General features: G+C 59.1%; 21 protein-coding genes. 8 read left to right on the top strand and 13 right to left on the bottom strand.

The window, feature by feature from the left end; translation table 11 throughout:
- Nucleotide 1: 1 nt before the first annotated feature.
- Complete coding sequence (locus PSH69_RS21330; RefSeq protein WP_305409736.1) at nt 2-1,714, bottom strand: monovalent cation:proton antiporter-2 (CPA2) family protein; 1,713 nt, start codon at nt 1,712-1,714, stop codon at nt 2-4.
- 199 nt (nt 1,715-1,913) lie between these two features.
- On the opposite strand from PSH69_RS21330, the gene PSH69_RS21325 reads away from it, so the two are divergent.
- From PSH69_RS21325 to PSH69_RS21315, 3 genes are all read left to right on the top strand, one after another.
- Nucleotides 1,914-2,156, top strand: coding sequence for a glutaredoxin family protein (locus PSH69_RS21325; protein ID WP_305409735.1), 243 nt, complete (start codon nt 1,914-1,916; stop codon nt 2,154-2,156).
- A gap of 160 nt (nt 2,157-2,316) precedes the next feature.
- The gene (locus PSH69_RS21320; protein ID WP_007895054.1) at nt 2,317-2,637 is read left to right on the top strand and encodes a hypothetical protein; all 321 of its coding nucleotides are present in this window, start codon (nt 2,317-2,319) and stop codon (nt 2,635-2,637) included.
- 72 nt (nt 2,638-2,709) lie between these two features.
- Complete coding sequence (locus PSH69_RS21315) at nt 2,710-3,600, top strand: pseudouridine synthase (RefSeq protein WP_019650569.1); 891 nt, start codon at nt 2,710-2,712, stop codon at nt 3,598-3,600.
- Nucleotides 3,601-3,684: 84 nt separating this feature from the next.
- On the opposite strand, the gene PSH69_RS21310 is transcribed toward PSH69_RS21315, so the two are convergent.
- Together PSH69_RS21310 and mobA are read right to left on the bottom strand one after the other, a co-directional pair.
- Entirely contained in the window at nt 3,685-3,906 is a 222-nt protein-coding gene (locus PSH69_RS21310; RefSeq protein ID WP_007940041.1) for a YgdI/YgdR family lipoprotein, read from the bottom strand.
- Between the two features lie 76 nt (nt 3,907-3,982).
- On the bottom strand, nt 3,983-4,585 hold the full coding sequence (gene mobA, locus PSH69_RS21305; protein ID WP_019582513.1) for a molybdenum cofactor guanylyltransferase MobA: 603 nt from the start codon (nt 4,583-4,585) through the stop codon (nt 3,983-3,985).
- Between the two features lie 81 nt (nt 4,586-4,666).
- Between mobA and moaB the strand changes: the two genes are divergently transcribed.
- The gene (gene moaB / locus PSH69_RS21300; RefSeq protein WP_007940044.1) at nt 4,667-5,206 is read left to right on the top strand and encodes a molybdenum cofactor biosynthesis protein B; all 540 of its coding nucleotides are present in this window, start codon (nt 4,667-4,669) and stop codon (nt 5,204-5,206) included.
- The gene (gene glp, locus PSH69_RS21295) at nt 5,190-6,416 is read left to right on the top strand and encodes a gephyrin-like molybdotransferase Glp (RefSeq protein WP_305409734.1); all 1,227 of its coding nucleotides are present in this window, start codon (nt 5,190-5,192) and stop codon (nt 6,414-6,416) included. Before moaB ends, glp begins: the two co-directional genes overlap by 17 nt.
- A 66-nt stretch (nt 6,417-6,482) precedes the next feature.
- Here glp and PSH69_RS21290 read toward each other — a convergent pair whose 3' ends face one another.
- Entirely contained in the window at nt 6,483-6,791 is a 309-nt protein-coding gene (locus PSH69_RS21290) for a hypothetical protein (RefSeq protein ID WP_305409733.1), read from the bottom strand.
- 324 nt (nt 6,792-7,115) lie between these two features.
- Between PSH69_RS21290 and yegS the strand changes: the two genes are divergently transcribed.
- Nucleotides 7,116-8,033, top strand: a complete 918-nt coding sequence (gene yegS, locus PSH69_RS21285; protein WP_305409732.1) for a lipid kinase YegS — start codon at nt 7,116-7,118, stop codon at nt 8,031-8,033.
- Here the strand turns inward: yegS and PSH69_RS21280 are convergent.
- From PSH69_RS21280 to PSH69_RS21270, 3 genes are all read right to left on the bottom strand, one after another.
- Nucleotides 8,017-8,676, bottom strand: a complete 660-nt coding sequence (locus PSH69_RS21280) for a response regulator transcription factor (protein ID WP_019582509.1) — start codon at nt 8,674-8,676, stop codon at nt 8,017-8,019. The genes yegS and PSH69_RS21280 overlap by 17 nt on opposite strands.
- Nucleotides 8,673-9,566, bottom strand: a complete 894-nt coding sequence (locus PSH69_RS21275; protein WP_018929997.1) for a sensor histidine kinase — start codon at nt 9,564-9,566, stop codon at nt 8,673-8,675. Before PSH69_RS21275 ends, PSH69_RS21280 begins: the two co-directional genes overlap by 4 nt.
- Before the next feature lie 491 nt (nt 9,567-10,057).
- Nucleotides 10,058-10,528 carry a hypothetical protein gene (locus PSH69_RS21270; protein ID WP_305409731.1) on the bottom strand — a complete coding sequence of 157 codons (471 nt, stop codon included), beginning with the start codon at nt 10,526-10,528 and terminating at the stop codon, nt 10,058-10,060.
- 462 nt (nt 10,529-10,990) lie between these two features.
- Here PSH69_RS21270 and PSH69_RS21265 point away from each other — a divergent pair, with 462 nt between their 5' ends.
- Together PSH69_RS21265 and PSH69_RS21260 are read left to right on the top strand one after the other, a co-directional pair.
- The gene (locus tag PSH69_RS21265; protein WP_018929995.1) at nt 10,991-11,926 is read left to right on the top strand and encodes a chemotaxis protein CheV; all 936 of its coding nucleotides are present in this window, start codon (nt 10,991-10,993) and stop codon (nt 11,924-11,926) included.
- Nucleotides 11,927-12,066: 140 nt separating this feature from the next.
- Entirely contained in the window at nt 12,067-12,870 is an 804-nt protein-coding gene (locus PSH69_RS21260; RefSeq protein WP_019582506.1) for an MOSC domain-containing protein, read from the top strand.
- A 67-nt stretch (nt 12,871-12,937) separates the two neighbouring features.
- On the opposite strand, the gene PSH69_RS21255 is transcribed toward PSH69_RS21260, so the two are convergent.
- The 6 genes from PSH69_RS21255 to atuC all read right to left on the bottom strand — a co-directional run bounded on the left by PSH69_RS21255 (nt 12,938) and on the right by atuC (nt 19,644).
- The gene (locus PSH69_RS21255; protein WP_018929993.1) at nt 12,938-13,222 is read right to left on the bottom strand and encodes a pyrimidine/purine nucleoside phosphorylase; all 285 of its coding nucleotides are present in this window, start codon (nt 13,220-13,222) and stop codon (nt 12,938-12,940) included.
- Between the two features lie 74 nt (nt 13,223-13,296).
- The gene (locus tag PSH69_RS21250; RefSeq protein ID WP_018929992.1) at nt 13,297-13,845 is read right to left on the bottom strand and encodes an exonuclease domain-containing protein; all 549 of its coding nucleotides are present in this window, start codon (nt 13,843-13,845) and stop codon (nt 13,297-13,299) included.
- A gap of 71 nt (nt 13,846-13,916) precedes the next feature.
- Nucleotides 13,917-15,878 carry an acetyl/propionyl/methylcrotonyl-CoA carboxylase subunit alpha gene (locus tag PSH69_RS21245; RefSeq protein WP_305409730.1) on the bottom strand — a complete coding sequence of 654 codons (1,962 nt, stop codon included), beginning with the start codon at nt 15,876-15,878 and terminating at the stop codon, nt 13,917-13,919.
- Between the two features lie 64 nt (nt 15,879-15,942).
- Nucleotides 15,943-16,740, bottom strand: coding sequence for an enoyl-CoA hydratase/isomerase family protein (locus PSH69_RS21240; RefSeq protein WP_305409729.1), 798 nt, complete (start codon nt 16,738-16,740; stop codon nt 15,943-15,945).
- Nucleotides 16,737-17,894, bottom strand: coding sequence for a citronellyl-CoA dehydrogenase (gene atuD, locus PSH69_RS21235; protein ID WP_305409728.1), 1,158 nt, complete (start codon nt 17,892-17,894; stop codon nt 16,737-16,739). Before atuD ends, PSH69_RS21240 begins: the two co-directional genes overlap by 4 nt.
- Before the next feature lie 133 nt (nt 17,895-18,027).
- Complete coding sequence (gene atuC, locus PSH69_RS21230; RefSeq protein ID WP_018929988.1) at nt 18,028-19,644, bottom strand: geranyl-CoA carboxylase subunit beta; 1,617 nt, start codon at nt 19,642-19,644, stop codon at nt 18,028-18,030.
- Nucleotide 19,645: the final 1 nt, after the last annotated feature.

Below are 19,645 nucleotides of genomic sequence, written 5' to 3'. Positions count from 1 at the left end.
ATCAGCGTTCTTCATCGTTGGCGCCGGGATAAAAATCGTGCAGCAGGCGATAGCGGTCATGCCGTACCTGGTCGACCCGGTCCTGCACCTGCTGGCCGGGTATGCCCAGCATGATCAGCGCGTGGGAGGCGAGCATCAGGCTGGACTCCAGCAACTCGGGTACGACTTCGCTGGCGCCAGCCGCCTTCAACTCGGCCAACTGACTGTCATCCCGGGTGCGCACCAGGATCGGCACGGTCGGGTTGAACCGCCGTGCTTCCTTGAGAATCAGCAGGGCGATGTCCGTCTTGTCCACGGCAACCACCAACAGTCTTGCGCGCTCCAGCCCTATCGCGATCAGCAGCTCGCCGCGGCGTGAGTCGCCGTAATGCACACTGCTCTCATTGACCACGGCTTCCTGGACCCGCACCGGATCGGTGTCCAGCGCGATGTACGGTTGCTGAACATGACGCAGGAAGCGCCCGATGGATTGACCGACGCGGCCGTAGCCACAGATCACCACGTGATTGTGCAAGCCGGCGTTGAGCGCGCTGATTTCTTCGAGCTCGGCTGCTTTGTTGGGTTTGCGGTGCAGACGCATGGCGATGCGGGGAGCGGCGCGCAGGAGTAAAGGCGTGACCAGCATCGAGCAGAACGTAGCGGCCAGCAGCAGGCCGCCGAGGTCGGCGGGCATCAGTTTGTTCTGTTGCATCTGCGCCATCAGGGCAAAACAGAACTCACCCCCCTGGGCCAATGCCAGGCCGCTGCGCCATGCAGTTTCGCCATCGCTGCCGCGCCATTTGACCAGCAGTGCGACCAGGGTGCCCTTGATCAGCAGCAACCCCAACGTCAGACCGAGAATCAGCAGACCGTGGCTGGCAAACAGGCGCAAGTCGATCAGCATGCCGATACTGACGAAGAACACTCCGAGCAGAATATCGCGGAACGGACGGATATCGGCCTCGATCTGATGTCGGTAATGGCTTTCCCCCAGCAGCATGCCGGCGAGAAAGGCGCCCAGGGCAGGGGAGAGGCCGAGCAGGTGAGTCAGCCAGGCCGTCAACAGAACAATCACCAGTGCCAACAGCACGAACAGCTCCGCGGACCGGGCCGCGGCGACTTCATGGAACAGCCGTGGCAGAAACCAGCGACTGACCAGCAGCAAACCGACGAACAGCACCAGGGTCTTGGCCAGCGTCAGCGGCAGCGCCCAATACCAGGCCTGGTCACTGCTGCCGGCGAACACCGGCACAAGCGTCAGCAGCAACACCGCAATCACGTCCTGGAACAACAGCACGGCGATGGCATTCTGGCCGTGACGGCTGAATATTTCGCCGAGGCTGCTCAACTCCTTGCTGACAATGGCGGTAGACGACAGCGCCAGACCGGCGCCGAGTAACAGGGCCGGTGTGATTGGCATGCCGAACAGCATCAGCAATGCTCCCAGCAAGATCCCGGACCCCAGCACTTGCAGGCTACCCAGGCCAAACACCACCTGGCGCAGTGCGAGCATCTTCGACAGGGAAAACTCAAGCCCCAGGGAGAACAGCAGGAACACCACGCCCAATTCGGCCAGATCGGGCAAATCTTCGTTTTCATTCACCCAGTTGAACGCTGTCGGCCCGATCATCAGCCCTACGCACAAGTAGCCCAGCACCGGTGGCAAACGCAGGCGCTGGAATAGCGCAATCACCACCAGGGAGGAGGCGAGGATGATCAACAAGTTGGCAAACACAAAAAACTCCGGTGAGGGTTCTGGCTACTCAAGCGTAGAGGCAAAAAAGACGCGAGCATTGCGCAAATGACCGGCGCCGCAAATGATTTGCGTCAGAGTTTTGCCGAAATCTCTTGAAGTCACCGTTGCTCGGACGTCGGCTCGACGGCGTTTGATGGCGGGCCTAGAATGAGCGCTTACTTCGTTTGGTCTTGTCGTCATGCCTCCTGAATGTCAGCTGTTCGGCACCGTTGGTTGCCATCTTTGTGAAGTCGCCGAAGCACTTCTGATGCCCTTTGTCGAAAACGGGCTGTTGGTGGAGCTGGTGGATATCGCTGACGATGAAACCTGGTTCGAAGCCTACAGCCTGCGTATTCCGGTGTTGCGTCGGGTCGATACCGGCGCTGAGCTGGGCTGGCCGTTCAGTGCCGATGAAGTAGTGGCGTTCCTGCGCGATTCCTGACGCTGCTGGCGATGCCCCACCTGTCGCGATCCTCGTTTCATTCGTTGGCGAAAGGTTGGTTATTCGGTTACTGTATGTGCATACAGTTATTCGGATTGCCTGCCATGCTTCTCCCTGTTCGGGTTTGGGCAGATGATCCCGGACGTCAGAGGGATGAAATGTGGTCAATGTCGAACAATTGAAGAACAGCGTGAACCGGATGTCGGCAGACGTGGTGCGCGAGGCGGTTCTCGAGTTGCGTCTGGATGGTCTGGTCACGGAAGGAAAAACGCCTTTCAACAAACTGCATTTCAATACCTGTTTCGCCGAAATCGAAGCCTTGTTCCAGCGTGCGGGTTATCACCGGCAGCTCGATGTCGTGGGCTATCAGGGGTTGTTGTATGCGCTCTATGATCCGGGGCGCTGGGAAGCGGTTGATGTACTGCGCTGGCTCAAGGAGTTCACCGAAGCGGCCGCTCGAACGCAGTCAATACCGGCCTGAGGATTCTCTTCTAGGTTCGTTCCGGCCACTGTTGGATAATACCGCCCTGCATTGAGGGTTAGAGTTTTCCGTATGTCCACTTCATCGTTTTCTGCTGCGCACAACCAGGCCAGCACGCTCTATCTGCCGCCTGGTCCGTGGCAGACCGTATTCGATTGCCTGTGCGAACACTTCAGCGCCATCGGTCGTGAGCAATGGCTGGACAGAATTGCTCGCGGTCGTGTCCTCGATGGGCAAGGCATGCCGATCGCTCTGGATCTGCCTTACAAGGAAGGTCTGCGGATTCATTATTTTCGTGAAGTACCGGACGAAAAACCGATTCCGGTGGTGGAGTCGATCCTCTATGCCGACGAGCATCTGGTGGTGGCGGACAAACCGCACTTCCTGCCGGTGACGCCGGCTGGGGAGTATGTGGAGCAGACATTGCTGCGGCGACTGATCCGGCGACTGGATAACCCGCATCTGGTGCCTTTGCATCGTATTGACCGGCATACGGCAGGGCTGGTGCTGTTCTCAGCCAATCCTCAGAGTCGGTCGGCGTATCAGTCGTTGTTTCCTACACGCCAGATCGAAAAACGCTACGAAGCAATCGCCCGGGCATTGCCTGAACTGACTTTTCCGATGGTTCATAAAAGTCGACTCATCGATGGCGAGCCGTTCTTTCGCATGCAGGAAGGTCCGGGCGTCAGCAATACCGAGACGGCTGTCGAGGTCAGGGAAAAAAACGGTGAATTGTGGCGCTATGCGCTTTACCCGGTAACAGGCAAGAAACATCAGTTGCGAGTGCACATGGCGGCCCTGGGAGCTGGCATCTGCAATGACCCGTTCTATCCGCGAGTGCTCAAGGACGTAGAAGACGACTATGCCAACCCCTTGAAGCTGCTGGCCCAGGGATTGCGATTTGTCGATCCGGTCACGGGGCAGGAAAGAGAGTTCGAAAGCACAATCACCCTGGAGTGGTGATTACAGGCAAACCTGCTTTTCTTCAGCCACGAAAAAGCCCGCTTTCAAAGCGGGCTTTTCTGTATCCGATGGTCGCCGCAAAGATTACAACTCTTTAACGGTACGAACCTGATCCTTGTTGATACGGATGTGTTTGCCATCCAGCTGTTCGAACTCGTAGAAGCCCGATTCTTGATCGTACTTAGGCGCGTCGACGGCCTGGATTTCTCGACCGTCATTCAAGGTGATCACTGAAGGCGATGCACAACCGGCGAGGGTCGCAAGGCCCAGGGCGAGCATGAAAGTGGCGAGGGTCCGTTGGGTCATGGGTGTGTCTCCGAATGGAAAATCTTTTGAATACTGAGCTTGAGACGTATGCAGCGCGCGCAAGTTCCTTCGAGTGTCAGTCTGACACAGTGTGATGCGTGCTTAATAGTTCCGGCGTATTGAGGTTGGCCAGGCGAGGGTCGTTATCGGGGCACTGCAGGGCCATGGCGCCCAATGTGCGCATCAGTCGGCCCGGGCTGCGCTCGCCTTCGTTCCAGGCCGTCTCGAAAGCCCCTGAAAGAACGACGGGAATCATGCACAGCAAAGGTTCCCAGTGTTCTCCATGACGCAGCATCAACGGTTTGTCCGGATGCTGCGCGGCAGTTTCACGCATGTTCTGGAGCAGCGCCGCATCGATGCGTGGCACATCGCAGGGTAATACCAGCAGATGCGTGTGGCGGGCGGCCTTCAGGCCTGCGCGAATACCCGCCAATGGCCCCGGAAAGTCGCCTTCATCGTCATGGACCAGTTGATCCGCATAAGGCGCATATTTCTCCAGGTTTCTGTTGCAGGAGATGATCAGATCATCACTCAGCAGACGGGTCTTGCGGTGCAGATGCGCGATCAGTGGCTCGCCGTGCCATTCCAGCAAACCCTTGTCCTGACCGCCCATGCGTTGGCCACGCCCGCCCGCCAGGAGCAAAATGGAGCACGGCGCCAAAGGTGTATCCGAGGTCATTGCACTTCTCCATGGGGGCGGCGAAAAAATGAGGCGCTGTGATATAACACCGGGCTGTTTCTCCTACAACTGGACGAGCCTATGAAAGCCAAGGCTGATGTACCTTTCGCACCGCTCAACATCGCGGTGCTGACTGTCAGCGATACCCGTACCCTGGAAACCGACACCTCAGGCCAGGTCTTCGTCGACCGCTTGAGCGCTGCCGGTCATAACCTGGCGGCCCGTGTATTGCTCAAAGATGATCTCTACAAAATTCGTGCGCAAGTGGCCAACTGGATTGCCGATGAAGTCGTGCAAGTGGTGCTGATCACTGGCGGTACCGGGTTTACCGGTCGTGACAGCACGCCCGAAGCGGTGAGTTGCCTGCTGGATAAGCAGGTCGATGGTTTTGGTGAACTGTTCCGGCAGATATCGGTGGCGGATATCGGTACTTCCACGGTTCAGTCCCGGGCCTTGGCCGGTCTGGCCAATGGCACGCTGGTTTGCTGCTTGCCGGGTTCGACCAATGCGGTGCGCACCGGTTGGGATGGCATTCTCGCCGAACAACTGGATTCCCGGCACCGTCCGTGCAATTTCGTGACCCATCTGAAACAGGCGGCACCCTGTGAATCCCGCGGGTAAGCCAGGCAAGACTGGCAGTCTGATGGCTGTCGAGGTGGCGCTCGCGCGGTTACTGGAAATGGCCGACGCCTCGAGAATTCATGAGCACCAACGCTTGCCGTTGGCACAGGTCCAGGGGCGTGTACTGGCTGCTGATCTGGTCTCGACACTTGATCTGCCGCCTTGGCCCAACAGTGCCATGGACGGGTATGCCTTGCGCGTCGCCGACTGGACGGGAGAACCGTTGCCGGTCAGCCAGAAGATTTTTGCGGGTCAGGCTCCGGAGCCCTTGAAGCCGGGGACCTGTGCGCGGATCTTCACCGGCGCGCCTGTGCCCGCGGGTTCTGACTGTGTCGAGATGCAGGAGAACGCCGAGGTTCAGGCGGATGAGCGGGTACGTTTCACCGAGACCATGACCCCGGGGCAGAACATCCGTCCACAAGGCCAGGAAACCACCGCCGGTGAGTTGATCTTGCCCGCCGGTACACGCCTGGGTCCCATCGAACAGGGGCTGGCGGCATCGTTGGGATGCGCTGAACTGGACGTGGTTCGTAAGGTTCGTGTTGCGGTTTTGTCTACCGGGGATGAGCTGATTGAGCCGGGCCAGGCCCTTGGACCGGGACAGATCTACAACAGCAATCGAGTGTTGCTTTGCAGCTGGTTGCAGCGCTTGGGTTGTGAGGTGATCGATGCTGGCATTCTTCCCGATGATTTAGTCACCACGCGTGCCCGTCTCGGCGAATTGGAGGATGTCGACCTGATTCTCTCCACCGGTGGGGTATCGGTGGGAGAAGCCGACTTTCTGGGCATTGCCTTGCGGGAAGAGGGCGAGTTGACCCTGTGGAAGCTTGCCATCAAGCCAGGCAAGCCGCTGACGTTCGGGCATTTTCGCGGTGTGCCTGTCATTGGTTTGCCCGGCAATCCGGCGTCAACCCTGGTGACTTTTGCTCTGTTGGCGAGGCCCTACCTCTTGCGCCGCCAAGGCGTAAAAGAGATCGAACCCCTGAAGTTTCAGGTACCGGCAGGGTTTGTCTGGCCAAAGGCTGGTAACCGACGTGAGTACTTGCGCGGACGCCTGGAGAATGGCCGGGCAATCATCTACAAGAATCAGAGCTCTGGCGTACTGCGCAGTGCCGCCTGGGCGGATGGCCTGGTTGAAGTGCTGGAGGACCGTACGCTGATCGAGGGTGATAGTGTGAGCTTCATCCCGTTGAGTGAAGTCCTGGGCTGATGCAGGTCCTGGTTCTACCACGCAAGCCCGGTCGAAAGCGTTGGGGCTTGCGTGCATGACCGTTCCTTAATTTGCCAGAAGTGTCACGACCTGGTCGAAGCGACTGTTGGAGATCCAGCTCAAAAGCCCCAGGACCACAGCTGTTCCGCCAGCTGAATAGGCAAGCCTGTGTTTGATGGATTTGACGTCGCCGCGGACTTCATCCAGGTCTCTGCGGATGTACTTGAGATGTGTCTCCAGTTCAGTGACGCGAGGTTCCATATCAACTTCTCCGGTGGGCTTTGCGCTGCTGTTGAATTCAGCCTGCTGATTGACGTGATTATCTGAGAACGGCGTAACCGGAGTTACCGGTATTCTGAGGTCATGGCTTTGCATGGAATAATTGGCTCCTTGGGTTAAAACCATTCAGGTGGCCGATACTGTTATTACTTACGATTTTTGAGGACCTTAAAGGGGTTCCATTCATTGTTTGCACGTCCCTGTGTAATTTACTGGTGATAACTGATAACCGCTGACACAACGGTGTACCAATTGCCCTGATGGGTCAATTGAGCCGATTCCTCAGGTTTTGTAAGAAAAAATACCGCTCTGTAGGACTCAACTGTCCTTCCCCTGAAAATAATTGAAATCCTTGCGACTTTTATGAGGGGCTGCGAGGTCAACATCTCCCATACGGATTCGGAAAGGGGGGGGATCACAATGAGCGAGCGCAAGGCGCTGTTGATTCTGCATGGCAAGCAGGCACTCAATGAGCAGGTCCGTTCAGCTGTCGAAGGCAAGCGCCAACAAGGCTGGGAACTGGCTGTTCGACTAACCTGGGAGGCCGGTGATGCGCAGCGGCTGGTGGGGGAAGCGTTGACGGCGGGCTATACGCAGCTGATTGCCGGCGGCGGCGATGGCACCTTGCGTGATATCGCCGAAGCCATGGCGGCGCATTCGACGCAGGCTAGCCTGGTGCTTTTGCCCTTGGGCACCGCCAACGATTTTGCACGCGCCGCGGGTGTGCCCCTGGAGCCCGCTCAAGCGCTGGAGCTTTTGGAGGCCGCCCCGCATGCCATTGATCTGGGGGAGGTCGGCGGGCAGGTTTTTCTGAACATGGCCACGGGCGGCTTTGGCAGTCAAGTCACGGCCAATACTTCCGAGGATCTGAAAAAAATTCTTGGCGGCGCGGCTTATCTCTTCACCGGTTTATCGCGCTTCAGTGAGTTGCATGCGGCCTATGGCGAGTTGCAGGGGCCGGATTTTCACTGGGCCGGTGAGCTGTTGGCATTAGGCATCGGCAATGGCCGACAGGCTGGCGGTGGTCATATGTTGTGCCCGCAGGCGCTGGCTGACGATGGTCTGCTGGATATCAGCATTTTGCCCGCGCCCCAGGAAGTGGTCGGTACCTTGAAAGACCTGCTGACCGATGGCTTCGGAATCGACAACATGTTTGTGCGAGCCCGCTTGCCATGGGTCGAGATCAAAGTATCGGAGGGCCTTTATATCAACCTTGATGGTGAGCCTCTGGAGGGCGATAACCTGCGTTTTTCGGCACGGCCGGCGGCATTGCGGGTGCATTTGCCCGAGGGCTCGCCGCTGCTGAGCGGCTCGAATCCGGCTAATCGTCCAGACTGATGATTTGCTCGCGCACGGCGAACAACACCAGGCCGGCCACATCGTAGATCTGCAAGCGTTTCATGATCTGCGAGCGGTGGGTTTCGACAGTCTTGATGCTCAGGCCCAAGCCATTGGCAATTTCCCGGGTGGATTTTCCGCGAACAATCAATCGCAGGATTTCCAGCTGGCGTGCCGTCAGGTTGTGCGAGTCCTGGGTTGGTGCCTGATTTTTCTGGGTTCGGGTCAGCGCCTGGTTGATGACGGTGTGGGCAATGGCCGGGCTCAGGTAGCGTTCGTTATTGCGCAAGGCATCCAGGGCATGTTCGAGCTCGGTGGCCGTGGTGTCTTTGAGCAGGTAGCCATGAGCCCCGGATTCGAGAGCTTGCATGATGAGCGCCGGGTCGGTGTGCATCGACAGGATGAGCACTTTGCACTGCGGACGTACTCGTTTGAGTCGCTGCAAGGCTTCAAGGCCACCGGTTTTCCTCATGGAGATATCCAGCAGGATGATGTCCGGGGACAGTTGCTCGACCATCTCGAGTAACTGCGAGCCGTCACTGGCTTCCCCAATGACCGCATAGCCGGGAATATCCAGTACCAGAGCGCGCACGCCAGCCCTGATAAGCGAGTGGTCGTCCACCAGAAGTAAGTTACAAGTCAACGCATAACCTTATTCGTACTGGCCCGTTCCAGCGCACGGGGCGCCCAGGGGAAGAGTGCTTCGATTTGAGTGCCTTTGCCCGGCTCGCTGGTCACGGTCAGCGTGCCGCCTAACTGATCGATCCGTTCCGACATTCCGGCCATTCCGCGTTGCCCCTCGCGAGCAGGGTCTGCCGCTGGCTCGAACCCCAGGCCATCGTCACTGATTAACAACGTCAGGCCTTGGGGCAGACGTTGCAGGCGGACCAACAGATTCCTGGCTTCAGCATGGCGCAGCATATTGGTAACCGCTTCTTGAGTGATGCGAAAGGCCGCCACCGCCATTTCTTCCGGTATGCCAGTCAAACGTTGATGGCATTCCAGGCTCCAGTTCACGGACGTATTGGCCAGGGTTCTGAGTAAATGCGCACGCAGACTGGCTTCCAGCCCGAGACTGGTCAACTGTCGTGGGTTCAGGATGGCTGATACATCACGAACTTTGGTCAGGGTTTCGTCCAGCGTATCGCAGAGGACCGAACATTGACCCTGCAGTTCTTCAGGCAATCGACGTTTGAGCCATTCACTTTGAAGTTTTGCGGCGGTCAGCAATTGGCCAATATCATCATGCAGTTCCCGACTGAGCCGGTGACGTTCGTTTTCCTGAACTTCCAGCAGACGGTCGGCCAATTCTTGAGGCTGAAACTTTATCGATTTGAGCGAGAGGCGATGCCCCACCCAGACGCAGGTCAGCGCCGCAGTATTGAGCACCAGCAGACTCACCGGCAGAGGCATCGACAAGCTGTAGACCAACAGGCTGCCAAGCGTCGAGCAGGTGCACACGAAAAGCGTGAACCGGCGCGCGCTTTTTCGGGAGGGTGGCCACAGGGCGATTGACTTGAGGCTGGCGTACATAGCGGATGGAGCCAATGGATGTTCGCTGCGGGCAGACCGGTCATAAGGGCTGACGGGTCTCTGTTTGAAAATAGGTTGTATGAGTCGCCTTTAATGATGGCAGTGCAATGCTCGAAATAAAGCCTTCAATGTTATGGGCTTGTTCGCGCCAAAGGGTACTCTGTCATTAATTGACGTCAACGAATGGGCGGCATAATACCACTTAAGATACCGTTGGTCGCGTTCGGCATATAGGTAGGTACCTTCAGGAAATAACGTTTTTGGACGATAGTTCCACAATGGATAAACTTTTGATTTTTATCTTCGAAAGATATCGAGTGTGTCAGGCGTTTTGTCTTTATTGGCAGGCACTATCTGAAGTCGGGGCCGGGGTATCTATTTGTTTCGAGCTGCCACCGACGGGAATGAAATATTCAATTGCGGTATGCGCACACTCAAGTTACAGGGCGACATCATTACAATTAAAAATGCGCAACACGGGGTTGATGAATTTAAGCCTGTCGTTCAGAGAACGAAACGAGCCTGAACTGCTTGGAGTGGCTGGGCGGCTGAAACTGACTTTGTCCCACTTGAAATGCAAACGCTTCGATCAGGGACGTCTGTTCACTGTCATCCAGGCCGAGTTGGCCGGTGGTCTGGTCGATGAGTTCGAGTTGCCAGGCCATTAACGTGAAGCAATCCTTGAGCGCCTCCAGGGCCTGATCATGCAGGTCCATGTGATTCTGGGCGTGGCTCAGCAATCCATGAATGTGCAGCGAGAATTCCGAAACCGTTGCCAGTGCCAAGGCATCGGCCTTGCTTGCCAGCTTGAGAAGGGTACTGAGCATGCAATCGATGGCGTCCTTGTCATTGCTGATCAACTGCAAATGACTCAGGCACTCCTCGGACTTGGCCAGGAGTGTTTCAGCCTCGACGAGAAACTCAGGTAATCGCTGGGCCCACTCTTTAGGGTTGTTCGCCATGCTTATCTCCACAACGTCATGTCAGATGAGGGAATGTCGTGTGTGTCGACGAGAACCTTGCGTGTCCCGGCGCTGCCATGCCTTGGTGAGATCGCGCTCTGGCAGGCTTGGGCACCGACTGGGGAACTCGAGCGGGTGGATGGCCACTGACCTGCGATCGCACACAAAAGCCTGACTCCGTTCATGCAATGAGAATGGCGTCACATTAATGGCTATTGGATATTGCGAATATCAGGTTGGGCCTGATTGTGCCTAGGGGAATCCCTTACACAGGGGAACCTAACGTGCAAACCAAGGTCGCGCCGCAAGGGATGAAGCAGATGGAATCACGGGGTCAGTAAAGCATGATGTTAATGTGACATCAATGCTTGGACATGGCATTTTGTCCGGGGGTCAAGATTCGGCAAAAACTGTCGATAACTCTCTTTAGTGAATTCATCAGAACAAGCCCAGGAGTCATTAATGGCCGGCATTCTCGACACGGTAGACCAACGCACGCAACTGGTGGGTGAGAATCGCCTGGAAATCCTCATGTTCCGGCTGGCCGGACGGCAATTGTTCGCGATCAACGTCTTCAAGGTCCAGGAAGTGCTGCAGCTGCCGAAGCTGACCCTGATGCCGCAGCGCCACCCTTTTGTTTGTGGCGTGGTCAACCTGCGTGGCCAGACGCTGCCGGTGATCGACCTGTCCCAGGCCATCGGCATGCGTCCGCTGGTGCCAAGCCCCACCAGTACGATTATCGTCACCGAGTACAACCGCTCGGTGCAGGCATTTCTGGTCGGTGGCGTGGACCGCATCGTCAATATGAACTGGGAAGCCATTCTGCCGCCGCCGACCAGCGCCGGTCGCCAGCATTACCTGACCGCCATCAGCAAGGTCGACGATCAACTGGTGGAAATCATCGACGTCGAAAAAGTCCTGGCCGAAATCGTGCCGTACAACGCCAAGGTCTCTCGCGACAAACTCGACGATCCGGTTCTGGAGCGCGCCCGTGGCCGTGAAGTGCTGCTGGTGGATGACTCGAACGTGGCTCTGTCGCAATTGCGCGACACCTTGGGTCAGTTGGGCGTGAAAATGCATATCGCCAGTGATGGCTTGAAGGCGCTGAACATGCTCAAGGCCTGGGCTGATACCGGTGTGAACATGACTGACAAATTGTTGATGATCTTCACCGATGCGGAAATGCCGGAGATGGACGGCTATCGCCTGACCACCGAGATCCGCAACGACCCCCGTTTGCGCGGCCTTTATGTGGTCTTGCACACCTCGCTGTCGGGGAGCTTCAATGACTCGATGGTCAAGAAGGTCGGCTGCGACAACTTCCTCTCCAAATTCCAGCCCGACAAACTCGTCGACGTGGTGCGTCAGCGCCTGATGCTCGACGAAGTGCCGGCCTGATAACAATCTGGAAAAGCGCGGTGGCAGGGTTTGGGGCTGCTGTGCAGCCCAACGGGGGCAAGCCCCCTCGCCACAGGGTCTTTGATTCGGCGATCAAGCTCGTATAGGGTGGCGTTTTTGCCCACCAGGGAGCTGTGGCCATGCATCTGAGCGCGCTTTATCGTTTTCCGTTGAAATCCGGCAAGGGCGAGACCTTGAATCAGGTCAGCCTGGACAAACTGGGGCTGGACGGCGACCGGCGCTGGATGCTGGTGGACGAGGCCAGCGGGCGTTTTCTGACCCAGCGCGCGGAGGCGAAAATGAGTCAGCTGTCGGCGTTGTGGAACGCAAGCGGTGGCTTGACCCTCAGTGCCCAAGGCCATTCACCGATCGATATCGCCTTGCCCGCCAGCGATGCAGAGCTGCGTGGCGTGACCATCTGGCGCGACACCTTGCGCGTGCCTGATGCCGGCATTGCTGCGGCTGCCTGGGTCAGTGAGTTCATCGGCAAGCCGACGCGTCTGGTGCATGTGCCGCTCGATCGTGCGCGGACCACCCAGGCCGGCTACGGCAAGGACGACGATCAGGTGGCTTTTGCCGACGGTTTTCCGTTGTTGCTGATTGGCCAGGCGTCGCTGGAAGACTTGTCGCAACGGGTCGGGCGACCGCTGGAGATGCTGCGCTTTCGGCCCAATCTGGTGATCGAGGGCAGCGAGGCGTTCGCCGAAGATGGCTGGAAGCGCATCCGCATTGGCGATGTCGAGTTCCGCGTGGTCAAATCCTGCTCACGTTGCATTCTGACCACCATCGACCCGCAGACCGGCGAACGTAGCGACGACCGCGAACCTCTGGCGACCTTGCAGCAATATCGGGCTCAAGAGGACGGCGCGATGTTCGGGCAGAACCTGGTCAATGACGGTAACGGTCGGCTCGAAGTCGGCATGCCGGTGACGATCCTCGAATAGCAGCCCTGAAAAAAAATGCCCGTGTTCTTGGACACGGGCATTTTTTTCGCTGTAAAACCCTAGGGGTTTAGCCGCGGTATTCGCACAGGTAAGCGGTGTCGACGGCCACTTTCAGCTGGAACTTGCTGTTGGCGGGCACGTTGAACTGGCTGCCGGCGGCGAAGGTTTGCCAGTCGCTGCTGTCAGGCAGTTTGACGGTCAGGGCGCCGGACACCACGTGCATGATTTCACGCTGGCTGGTGCCGAATTCGTATTCGCCCGGTGCCATGACGCCGATGGTCGCCGGACCTTCAGCGGTGCCAAAGGCGATCGACTTGACGGTGCCGTCGAAGTACTCGTTGACTTTAAACATGGGCGATTCCTCGAAAAGGGCTAAAAAGGGCCGGCCAGTATGCACAAGGTGTCGATAGGCGTCACCTCCTGCACTCAAGGATTGGCGGGGAAAATCAGCGGTAACAGGCGCGCGGTATTGCGCGCATCCTCCAGCGCCCGATGCTGCTGACCGTTGAACTGCAGGCCCGCCAGTTGCAGGGCGCCATTAAGCCCCAGCGGGCGCTCCAGTCGACAGGCCTTGGCGAAACGTTGCTTGAGATTCATGTGCGGCACCCGGCTCAGGGCGCTGTCGAGTTGCAGCCGCTGCCATTCCTGAAGCAGCTGTTTGCGGTCGTAGTCACCCCAACTGGCCCAGCCTTCCAGATTCGAGAGATGCTGGTCGAGCCAGTGTTCGAACGAAACCCAGACGTCGCTCAGAGGCTGGGCAGCATCGACATTGGCCTGGGTGATGTGGGTCAATTCGCGGCAAAACGGGGTCAATAGGGGCCGACGCAACGGGCGCACGAAGCACTGGAAGTGATCCAGTTCCCGGCCTTTGCGGTCCACGAGGGTGGCGCCGATTTCGATGATTTCCATTTCTGTTACTGGCCAGCCGCCCTCATCGGTGGTGGCTTCCAGATCAATGACCAGCCAGTGAGGCATTGCAGGTTTCCTGGTATCCGCATCTTGATAGGGCTTGAGCGTAGCCAAACCCGGCGGATCCGCCTAGCGGCTTATTCGACCTCCAACAGAATCTGACGATTTTTTACCTGGTCTCCAACCCTGACCTGCAAGCGCTTGAGCACGCCGTCGATACCCGATTTGAGTGGATGCTCCATTTTCATCGCTTCAAGCACCACCAGCAGTTGCCCTTTGCTGACCGGGCTGCCCTCACTGACCAATACGTCGACGATCGCCCCGTCCATCGGCGCCTTGAGCGTGCCGGAGCTGACTCTGGCCTGGCCGCTGACCAGCGCCCGGGTCCGATCGACCAGCCGCAGGCTGCCGGGGCGCGCGAACAACCAGAGTTGCCCGGCTTCGAGGTGGTAGGCATGGCGTTGGCGGATGCCGTCGATTTGCAGGGTGGCCCAGCGTTCGTCGCACTGGATGACCTTCAGTTCGAGGGTCCGGGCACCGATCTGAACACGGTAGGGTTCGCCAGGTTCAGCGTGCAGTTCGACCGGCCATTCCTGATCCCCCAAGCCGATCCGATAGTGCAGAGGCACGCTGGCATTGTTGCGCCAACCGGCCAGCGGGGTGGGGTGAGCCTGCGCTGATGCTTGATAAAAAAGCACCGCGGCGATGGCCAGCTCGTCGGCGCTCGGCGCATGAGGGTGCAGGCAGGGATGGTCGGCGAAGTACGTGGGGATGAACCCGGTGCTGAACTCGCCACTGATGAACTGGGGGTGTTCCAGCAGATTGGCGAGCAAGCGCTGATTGCTCTGCACGCCCAGCAGCACACTGTCCTGTACCGCCCGCAGCAACTTGCGCCGGGCTTCTTCACGGGTGGCACCGTGGGCGATGAGCTTGCCCAGCAGCGGGTCATAGAACGGGCTGACAGACTGGCCTTCGATCAGGCCATGGTCGATCCGTACGCTGCCCTGGATCGCTGGCTCCCAGGCCACGATTCGACCGGTTTGCGGCAGAAATCCCTGGGTTGGATCTTCGGCGTACAGGCGCACCTCCATGGCATGTCCGTTGAGCTGCACCTGTTCCTGTCGTAGCGGCAGCGGTTGCCCTTCGGCGATGTGAAATTGCCAGGCCACCAGATCGAGGCCGGTGATCAGTTCAGTCACCGGGTGTTCCACTTGCAACCGGGTGTTCATCTCCAGAAAGTAAAACCGGCCATGCGCATCCAGCAGGAATTCCACGGTACCCGCCCCCACATAATTCACCGCGCGACCCGCCTTGAGTGCCGCCTCGCCCATGGCCTGGCGCAACTCAGTGGTCATCGCCGGGCAGGGTGCTTCTTCGATGATTTTCTGGTGGCGGCGCTGGATCGAACAGTCGCGCTCGCCGAGGTAGATCAGGTTGCCATGCTGGTCGCCGAACATCTGAACTTCGACATGACGCGGATCGATCAAGGCTTGTTCGAGGATCAATTCGTTGCTGCCAAACCCGTGCAGCGCTTCGGAGCGTGCGCTGCGGAGCTGTTCCAGCAATTCGGCGGCGCTGTGCACCAGGCGCATGCCGCGACCGCCACCGCCGGCACTGGCCTTGATCATCAGCGGGTAGCCGATGCGTTCGGCTTCGCGGCGCAGGGTGGCGTCGTCCTGTTCGCTGCCCTGATAGCCTTTGATGCAAGGCACGCCGGCTTTGATCATGGCGAGTTTGGACAGTCGTTTACTGCCCATCAGCTCGATGGCTTCGGGGCTGGGACCGATGAAGATGATGCCGGCCTGCTGGCAGGCGAGGGCGAAGCCTGAGTTTTCCGAGAGGAAGCCGTAACCGGGATGGATTGCATCGGCACCGGTGCGCCGGGCGGCATCGATGATGGCCGGGATGTTCAGATAAGACTGCTGCACCGGGGCCGGGCCGATGTTCACGGCTTCGTCGGCCATCTGCACATGCAGCGCATTGGCGTCGGCGTCGCTGAATACGGCGACGGTGCGGTAGCCCAGGTTTTGCGCGGTGCGTTGGACGCGGCAGGCGATTTCACCGCGGTTGGCGATCAGGATTTTCTTCAGGGCCGGCATGAGGTATTTCCTTGGTTTTTGCGGTGAATGTAAGGGCTCATCGCGCGCTTGCCCGCGAGGCTCTTTAAACGGCCCACCCTGGTTTACGCTTCTGCACAAAAGCCATCGTCCCCTCGATCCCTTCAGCCCCGGTCACTGCTTCGCTGAACCACTCGGCTGCCTGATCCAGTAGATCATCCGAGGGTTGTCCGGCACTCGCCAGCAACAGCTTTTTGGTCGCCGCATTCGCCCCCGGTGCGCAACACAACACATGGGCCAGCACCTCATCGAGGCGTTCGGCCAAGGCTTGTGGGTCATGTTCGACAAAATGCACCAGCCCCATGCGCCGCGCCTGGGTGCCATCGAAGCGTGCGGCGGTCAGGGCCAGTCGGCGGGCCTGGGTCAGGCCGATGCGTTGCACCACGTAAGGCGCGATCTGCGCCGGCAACAGGCCGAGGCTGGTTTCCGGCAGACCGAATTGCGCCTGATGATCGGCCATCGCGATGTCGCTGACACAAGCCAGGCCGAAGCCACCGCCAAGCACCGCACCTTGCAGCACCGTCATCACCACTTGCGGCGCGTGTTGCACCTCTTGCAGTAGCGCACCGAACGCACGGTTCAGATCGCGGTAGGCGGGCTGGCCTTGAGCGCGGGCGTTGGCCATGTCCTTGATGTCGGCACCGGCACAAAAATGCCCGCCGGCACCGCCGATCACCAGCGCGCGAATCTGCCGGTCATCTCGTACCGCCGCCAGCACCGCGCGCAGTTCGGCGACCATCTGCAAGCTCATGGCATTACGGCTTTCGGGACGATTGAGGGTGATGTGCAGCACGCTGTCATGCAGGTCGACCAGCAGGGTTTGACAGGCGGGGAGGGTGCTCATTTGTTTTTCCCCGGCAGGATGCCCATGAGTTTGCAGATGATCCCCAGCATGATTTCGTCGGCACCGCCGCCAATCGATACCAGCCGCACATCGCGGTAAGCCCGGGCCACCGGGTTGTCCCACATGAAGCCCATGCCGCCCCAGTATTGCAGGCAACTGTCGCTGACTTCCCGGCCCAGTCGTCCGGCCTTGAGTTTGGCCATGGAGGCCAGACGGGTGACGTCCTGGCCTGTGATGTATTGCTCGGTGGCCTGGTAGACCAGCGCCCGCAGGCATTCGATTTCGGTTTGCAGCTCGGCCAGGCGAAAGTGGATGACCTGGTTGTCGATCAGCGCATTGCCGAAGGTTTTGCGCTCCTTGCAGTACTCGATGGTGCTGTCGACGCAGTACTCCAGGCCTTTGATCATGTTCGCCGCGCCGAACAGCCGTTCTTCCTGGAACTGCAGCATCTGCATCATGAACCCCGCGCCTTCGTGGCCGATGCGGTTGCGTTGCGGCACGCGCACGTTGTCGAAAAACACCTGGGCGGTTTCCGAGCTGCGCATGCCGAGTTTGTCCAGGGGCGAGCTGAGGCTGATCCCGGGCCTGTTCATCGGCACCATGATCAGCGACTTGTTGATGTGCGGTTTGTCGTCCGAGGTGTTGGCCAGCAGGCAGATAAAGTCGGCGCTCGGCGAGTTGGTGATCCACATCTTGCTGCCGTTGATCACGTAGTCGTCGCCGTCCTTGCGGGCGGTGGTTTTCAGCCCGGCGACGTCGGAGCCGGCACCGACTTCGGAAACACCGATGCAACCGACCTGCTCGCCGGTGATCGCCGGCCGCAGGAATTCTTCGCGCAGTTCATCGGAGCCGAAACGCGCCAAGGCCGGGGTGCACATGTCGGTCTGCACGCCGATGGACATCGGGATACCACCGCAATGAATGGTGCCGAACTCTTCGGCGGCAACAATCGAATAGCTGTAGTCGAGGCCCATGCCGCCGAATTTTTCCGGTTTGGAAATCCCCAGCAAACCGAGCTCGCCGGCCTTGCGGAAGATCTCATGGATCGGAAAGCGCCCGGCCTTTTCCCATTCCTCGACATGAGGATTGATCTCGTGATCGACGAACTGGCGGACGGTGCGGCGCAGTGCTTCGTGTTCCTGGGTGAAGATCATTTTTATTGTTCTCCTGTCGAACCCGATCGTTCCCACGCTCTGCGTGGTAACGCCTCTATGGACGCTCCGCGTCCGCTTTTGGGACGCGGAGCGTCCCGGGCTGCATTCCCACGCAGAGCGTGGGAACGATCAATCAAAACCTCGCGACACCAAAGCTGTTGGGTTGCAGCGCCCGAACCTCGGCCTCATGGCAGATGTCCAGCAAGTATCCAAGCAACGTGCGGGTATCCCGTGGATCGATCAGCCCGTCATCCCACAGGTTGGCGCTGCCATACAGCGCGGTGGACTGGCTGTCGAGTTTCTGCGCGGTGACCTGTTCCAGCATGTCGAGCATTTTCGGGTCGGGCACCAATCCGTCCTTGAGTTGTTTGGCTTCGGTGACGATCCGCAGCACTTTGCCGGCCTGGGCGCCGCCCATCACCGCGGTGCGGCTGTTGGGCCAGGCGAAGATGAAGCGTGGGTCGAGACCGCGGCCGCACATCGCGTAATTGCCGGCACCGTAGGAACCGCCGACGACGATTGTCAGTTTAGGCACCCGGGCATTGGCCACCGCTTGAATCATTTTCGCGCCGTGCTTGATCACGCCTTGCTGTTCCGACTCGGTGCCGACCATGAAGCCGGTGGTGTTGTGGAAAAACAGCAGCGGCGTCTGGCTCTGGTCGCAGAGTTGAATGAACTGCGCGGCCTTGCTCGCGCCTTTGGGGGTGATCGGGCCGTTGTTGCCGATGAAACCGCAGGCTCGACCCTGGATCTGCAAATGCCCGCACACCGTCTGCTGATCGAACTCGCTTTTGAATTCGAGGAAGTTCGAAGCGTCGGCAACCCGCGCGATGATTTCACGCACGTCGTAAGGTTTTTTCGGGTCATCCGGGATCAGCCCCAGCAGTTCGTCGATGGGGTAGAGCGGCTCTTCCCACCGACGTTCCGGTAACCACGGCAACTGATCGTTCCACGGCAACAGACTGACAATCTCGCGCACCTGGCGCACGCCATCGGCATCGTTCTCGGCCAGGTATTCGGCGGTGCCGGCGGTTTGCGCATGCATCTCGGCACCGCCCAGTTCTTCGTCGGTGGCGACTTCACCGGTGGCTGCCTTGAGCAGCGGGGGGCCGGCGAGAAACAGCTTGGCCTTGCCGCGCACCACCACCACGTAATCCGACAACCCTGGCTGGTAAGCGCCGCCCGCCGTGGCCGAGCCGTGGACCACGGTGATCTGCGGCAAGCCCATCGCCGACATCCGCGCCTGATTGGCAAAGCTGCGCGCGCCTTCGACGAAAATCTCCGCCGCATAATTGAGGTTGGCGCCACCGCTTTCGGCGAGGGTGATCACCGGCAGTTTGTTTTCCATGGCGATCTGTTGCAGGCGCAGGGACTTTTTCAGGCCGCTGGGGGAAATGGTGCCGCCCTTGATTGCGCTGTTGTTCGCCACCACCAGCACCCGCACGCCGGACACGTAGCCGATCCCGGCGATCAAACCGCCGCCGGCCGCGCTGCCGTCCTTGTCATCGTGCAACTTGTAGCCGGCCAGGCTCGCCAGTTCGAGGAACGGCGCGCCGGGGTCGAGCAACAGGTTCAGCCGCTCCCGGGGCAGCAATTGCCCGCGCTTGTCGAACCTCGGTTTGGCTTCTGCGGCTTTATTCAACAGGTTCTGTTCGAGCTGGCGGACCTGCTCGATGCCGGCCAGCATGGCCGCACGGTTGCGGGCGAATGGTTCGCTGAACGGGTCTATCTGGGACTGGATGACCGGCATG

Origin of the sequence: Pseudomonas sp. FP1740, from assembly GCF_030687165.1 — a bacterium.
GTDB lineage: Bacteria > Pseudomonadota > Gammaproteobacteria > Pseudomonadales > Pseudomonadaceae > Aquipseudomonas.
Note: the sequence above shows the minus strand (reverse complement) of the source record. Positions and strands in the feature narration are given on the sequence as shown.

What these genes read in the sequence shown, in the direction of transcription:
- PSH69_RS21325 (WP_305409735.1), top strand. Translation starts at nt 1,914, where the DNA reads ATGCCTCCTGAATGTCAGCTGTTCGGCACCGTTGGTTGCCATCTTTGT.
- PSH69_RS21315 (WP_019650569.1), top strand. Translation starts at nt 2,710, where the DNA reads ATGTCCACTTCATCGTTTTCTGCTGCGCACAACCAGGCCAGCACGCTC.
- PSH69_RS21310 (WP_007940041.1), bottom strand. Translation starts at nt 3,906, where the DNA reads ATGACCCAACGGACCCTCGCCACTTTCATGCTCGCCCTGGGCCTTGCG.
- mobA (WP_019582513.1), bottom strand. Translation starts at nt 4,585, where the DNA reads ATGACCTCGGATACACCTTTGGCGCCGTGCTCCATTTTGCTCCTGGCG.
- moaB (WP_007940044.1), top strand. Translation starts at nt 4,667, where the DNA reads ATGAAAGCCAAGGCTGATGTACCTTTCGCACCGCTCAACATCGCGGTG.
- PSH69_RS21290 (WP_305409733.1), bottom strand. Translation starts at nt 6,791, where the DNA reads ATGCAAAGCCATGACCTCAGAATACCGGTAACTCCGGTTACGCCGTTC.
- yegS (WP_305409732.1), top strand. Translation starts at nt 7,116, where the DNA reads ATGAGCGAGCGCAAGGCGCTGTTGATTCTGCATGGCAAGCAGGCACTC.
- PSH69_RS21275 (WP_018929997.1), bottom strand. Translation starts at nt 9,566, where the DNA reads ATGTACGCCAGCCTCAAGTCAATCGCCCTGTGGCCACCCTCCCGAAAA.
- PSH69_RS21270 (WP_305409731.1), bottom strand. Translation starts at nt 10,528, where the DNA reads ATGGCGAACAACCCTAAAGAGTGGGCCCAGCGATTACCTGAGTTTCTC.
- PSH69_RS21265 (WP_018929995.1), top strand. Translation starts at nt 10,991, where the DNA reads ATGGCCGGCATTCTCGACACGGTAGACCAACGCACGCAACTGGTGGGT.
- PSH69_RS21260 (WP_019582506.1), top strand. Translation starts at nt 12,067, where the DNA reads ATGCATCTGAGCGCGCTTTATCGTTTTCCGTTGAAATCCGGCAAGGGC.
- PSH69_RS21255 (WP_018929993.1), bottom strand. Translation starts at nt 13,222, where the DNA reads ATGTTTAAAGTCAACGAGTACTTCGACGGCACCGTCAAGTCGATCGCC.
- PSH69_RS21250 (WP_018929992.1), bottom strand. Translation starts at nt 13,845, where the DNA reads ATGCCTCACTGGCTGGTCATTGATCTGGAAGCCACCACCGATGAGGGC.
- PSH69_RS21245 (WP_305409730.1), bottom strand. Translation starts at nt 15,878, where the DNA reads ATGCCGGCCCTGAAGAAAATCCTGATCGCCAACCGCGGTGAAATCGCC.
- PSH69_RS21240 (WP_305409729.1), bottom strand. Translation starts at nt 16,740, where the DNA reads ATGAGCACCCTCCCCGCCTGTCAAACCCTGCTGGTCGACCTGCATGAC.
- atuD (WP_305409728.1), bottom strand. Translation starts at nt 17,894, where the DNA reads ATGATCTTCACCCAGGAACACGAAGCACTGCGCCGCACCGTCCGCCAG.
- atuC (WP_018929988.1), bottom strand. Translation starts at nt 19,644, where the DNA reads ATGCCGGTCATCCAGTCCCAGATAGACCCGTTCAGCGAACCATTCGCC.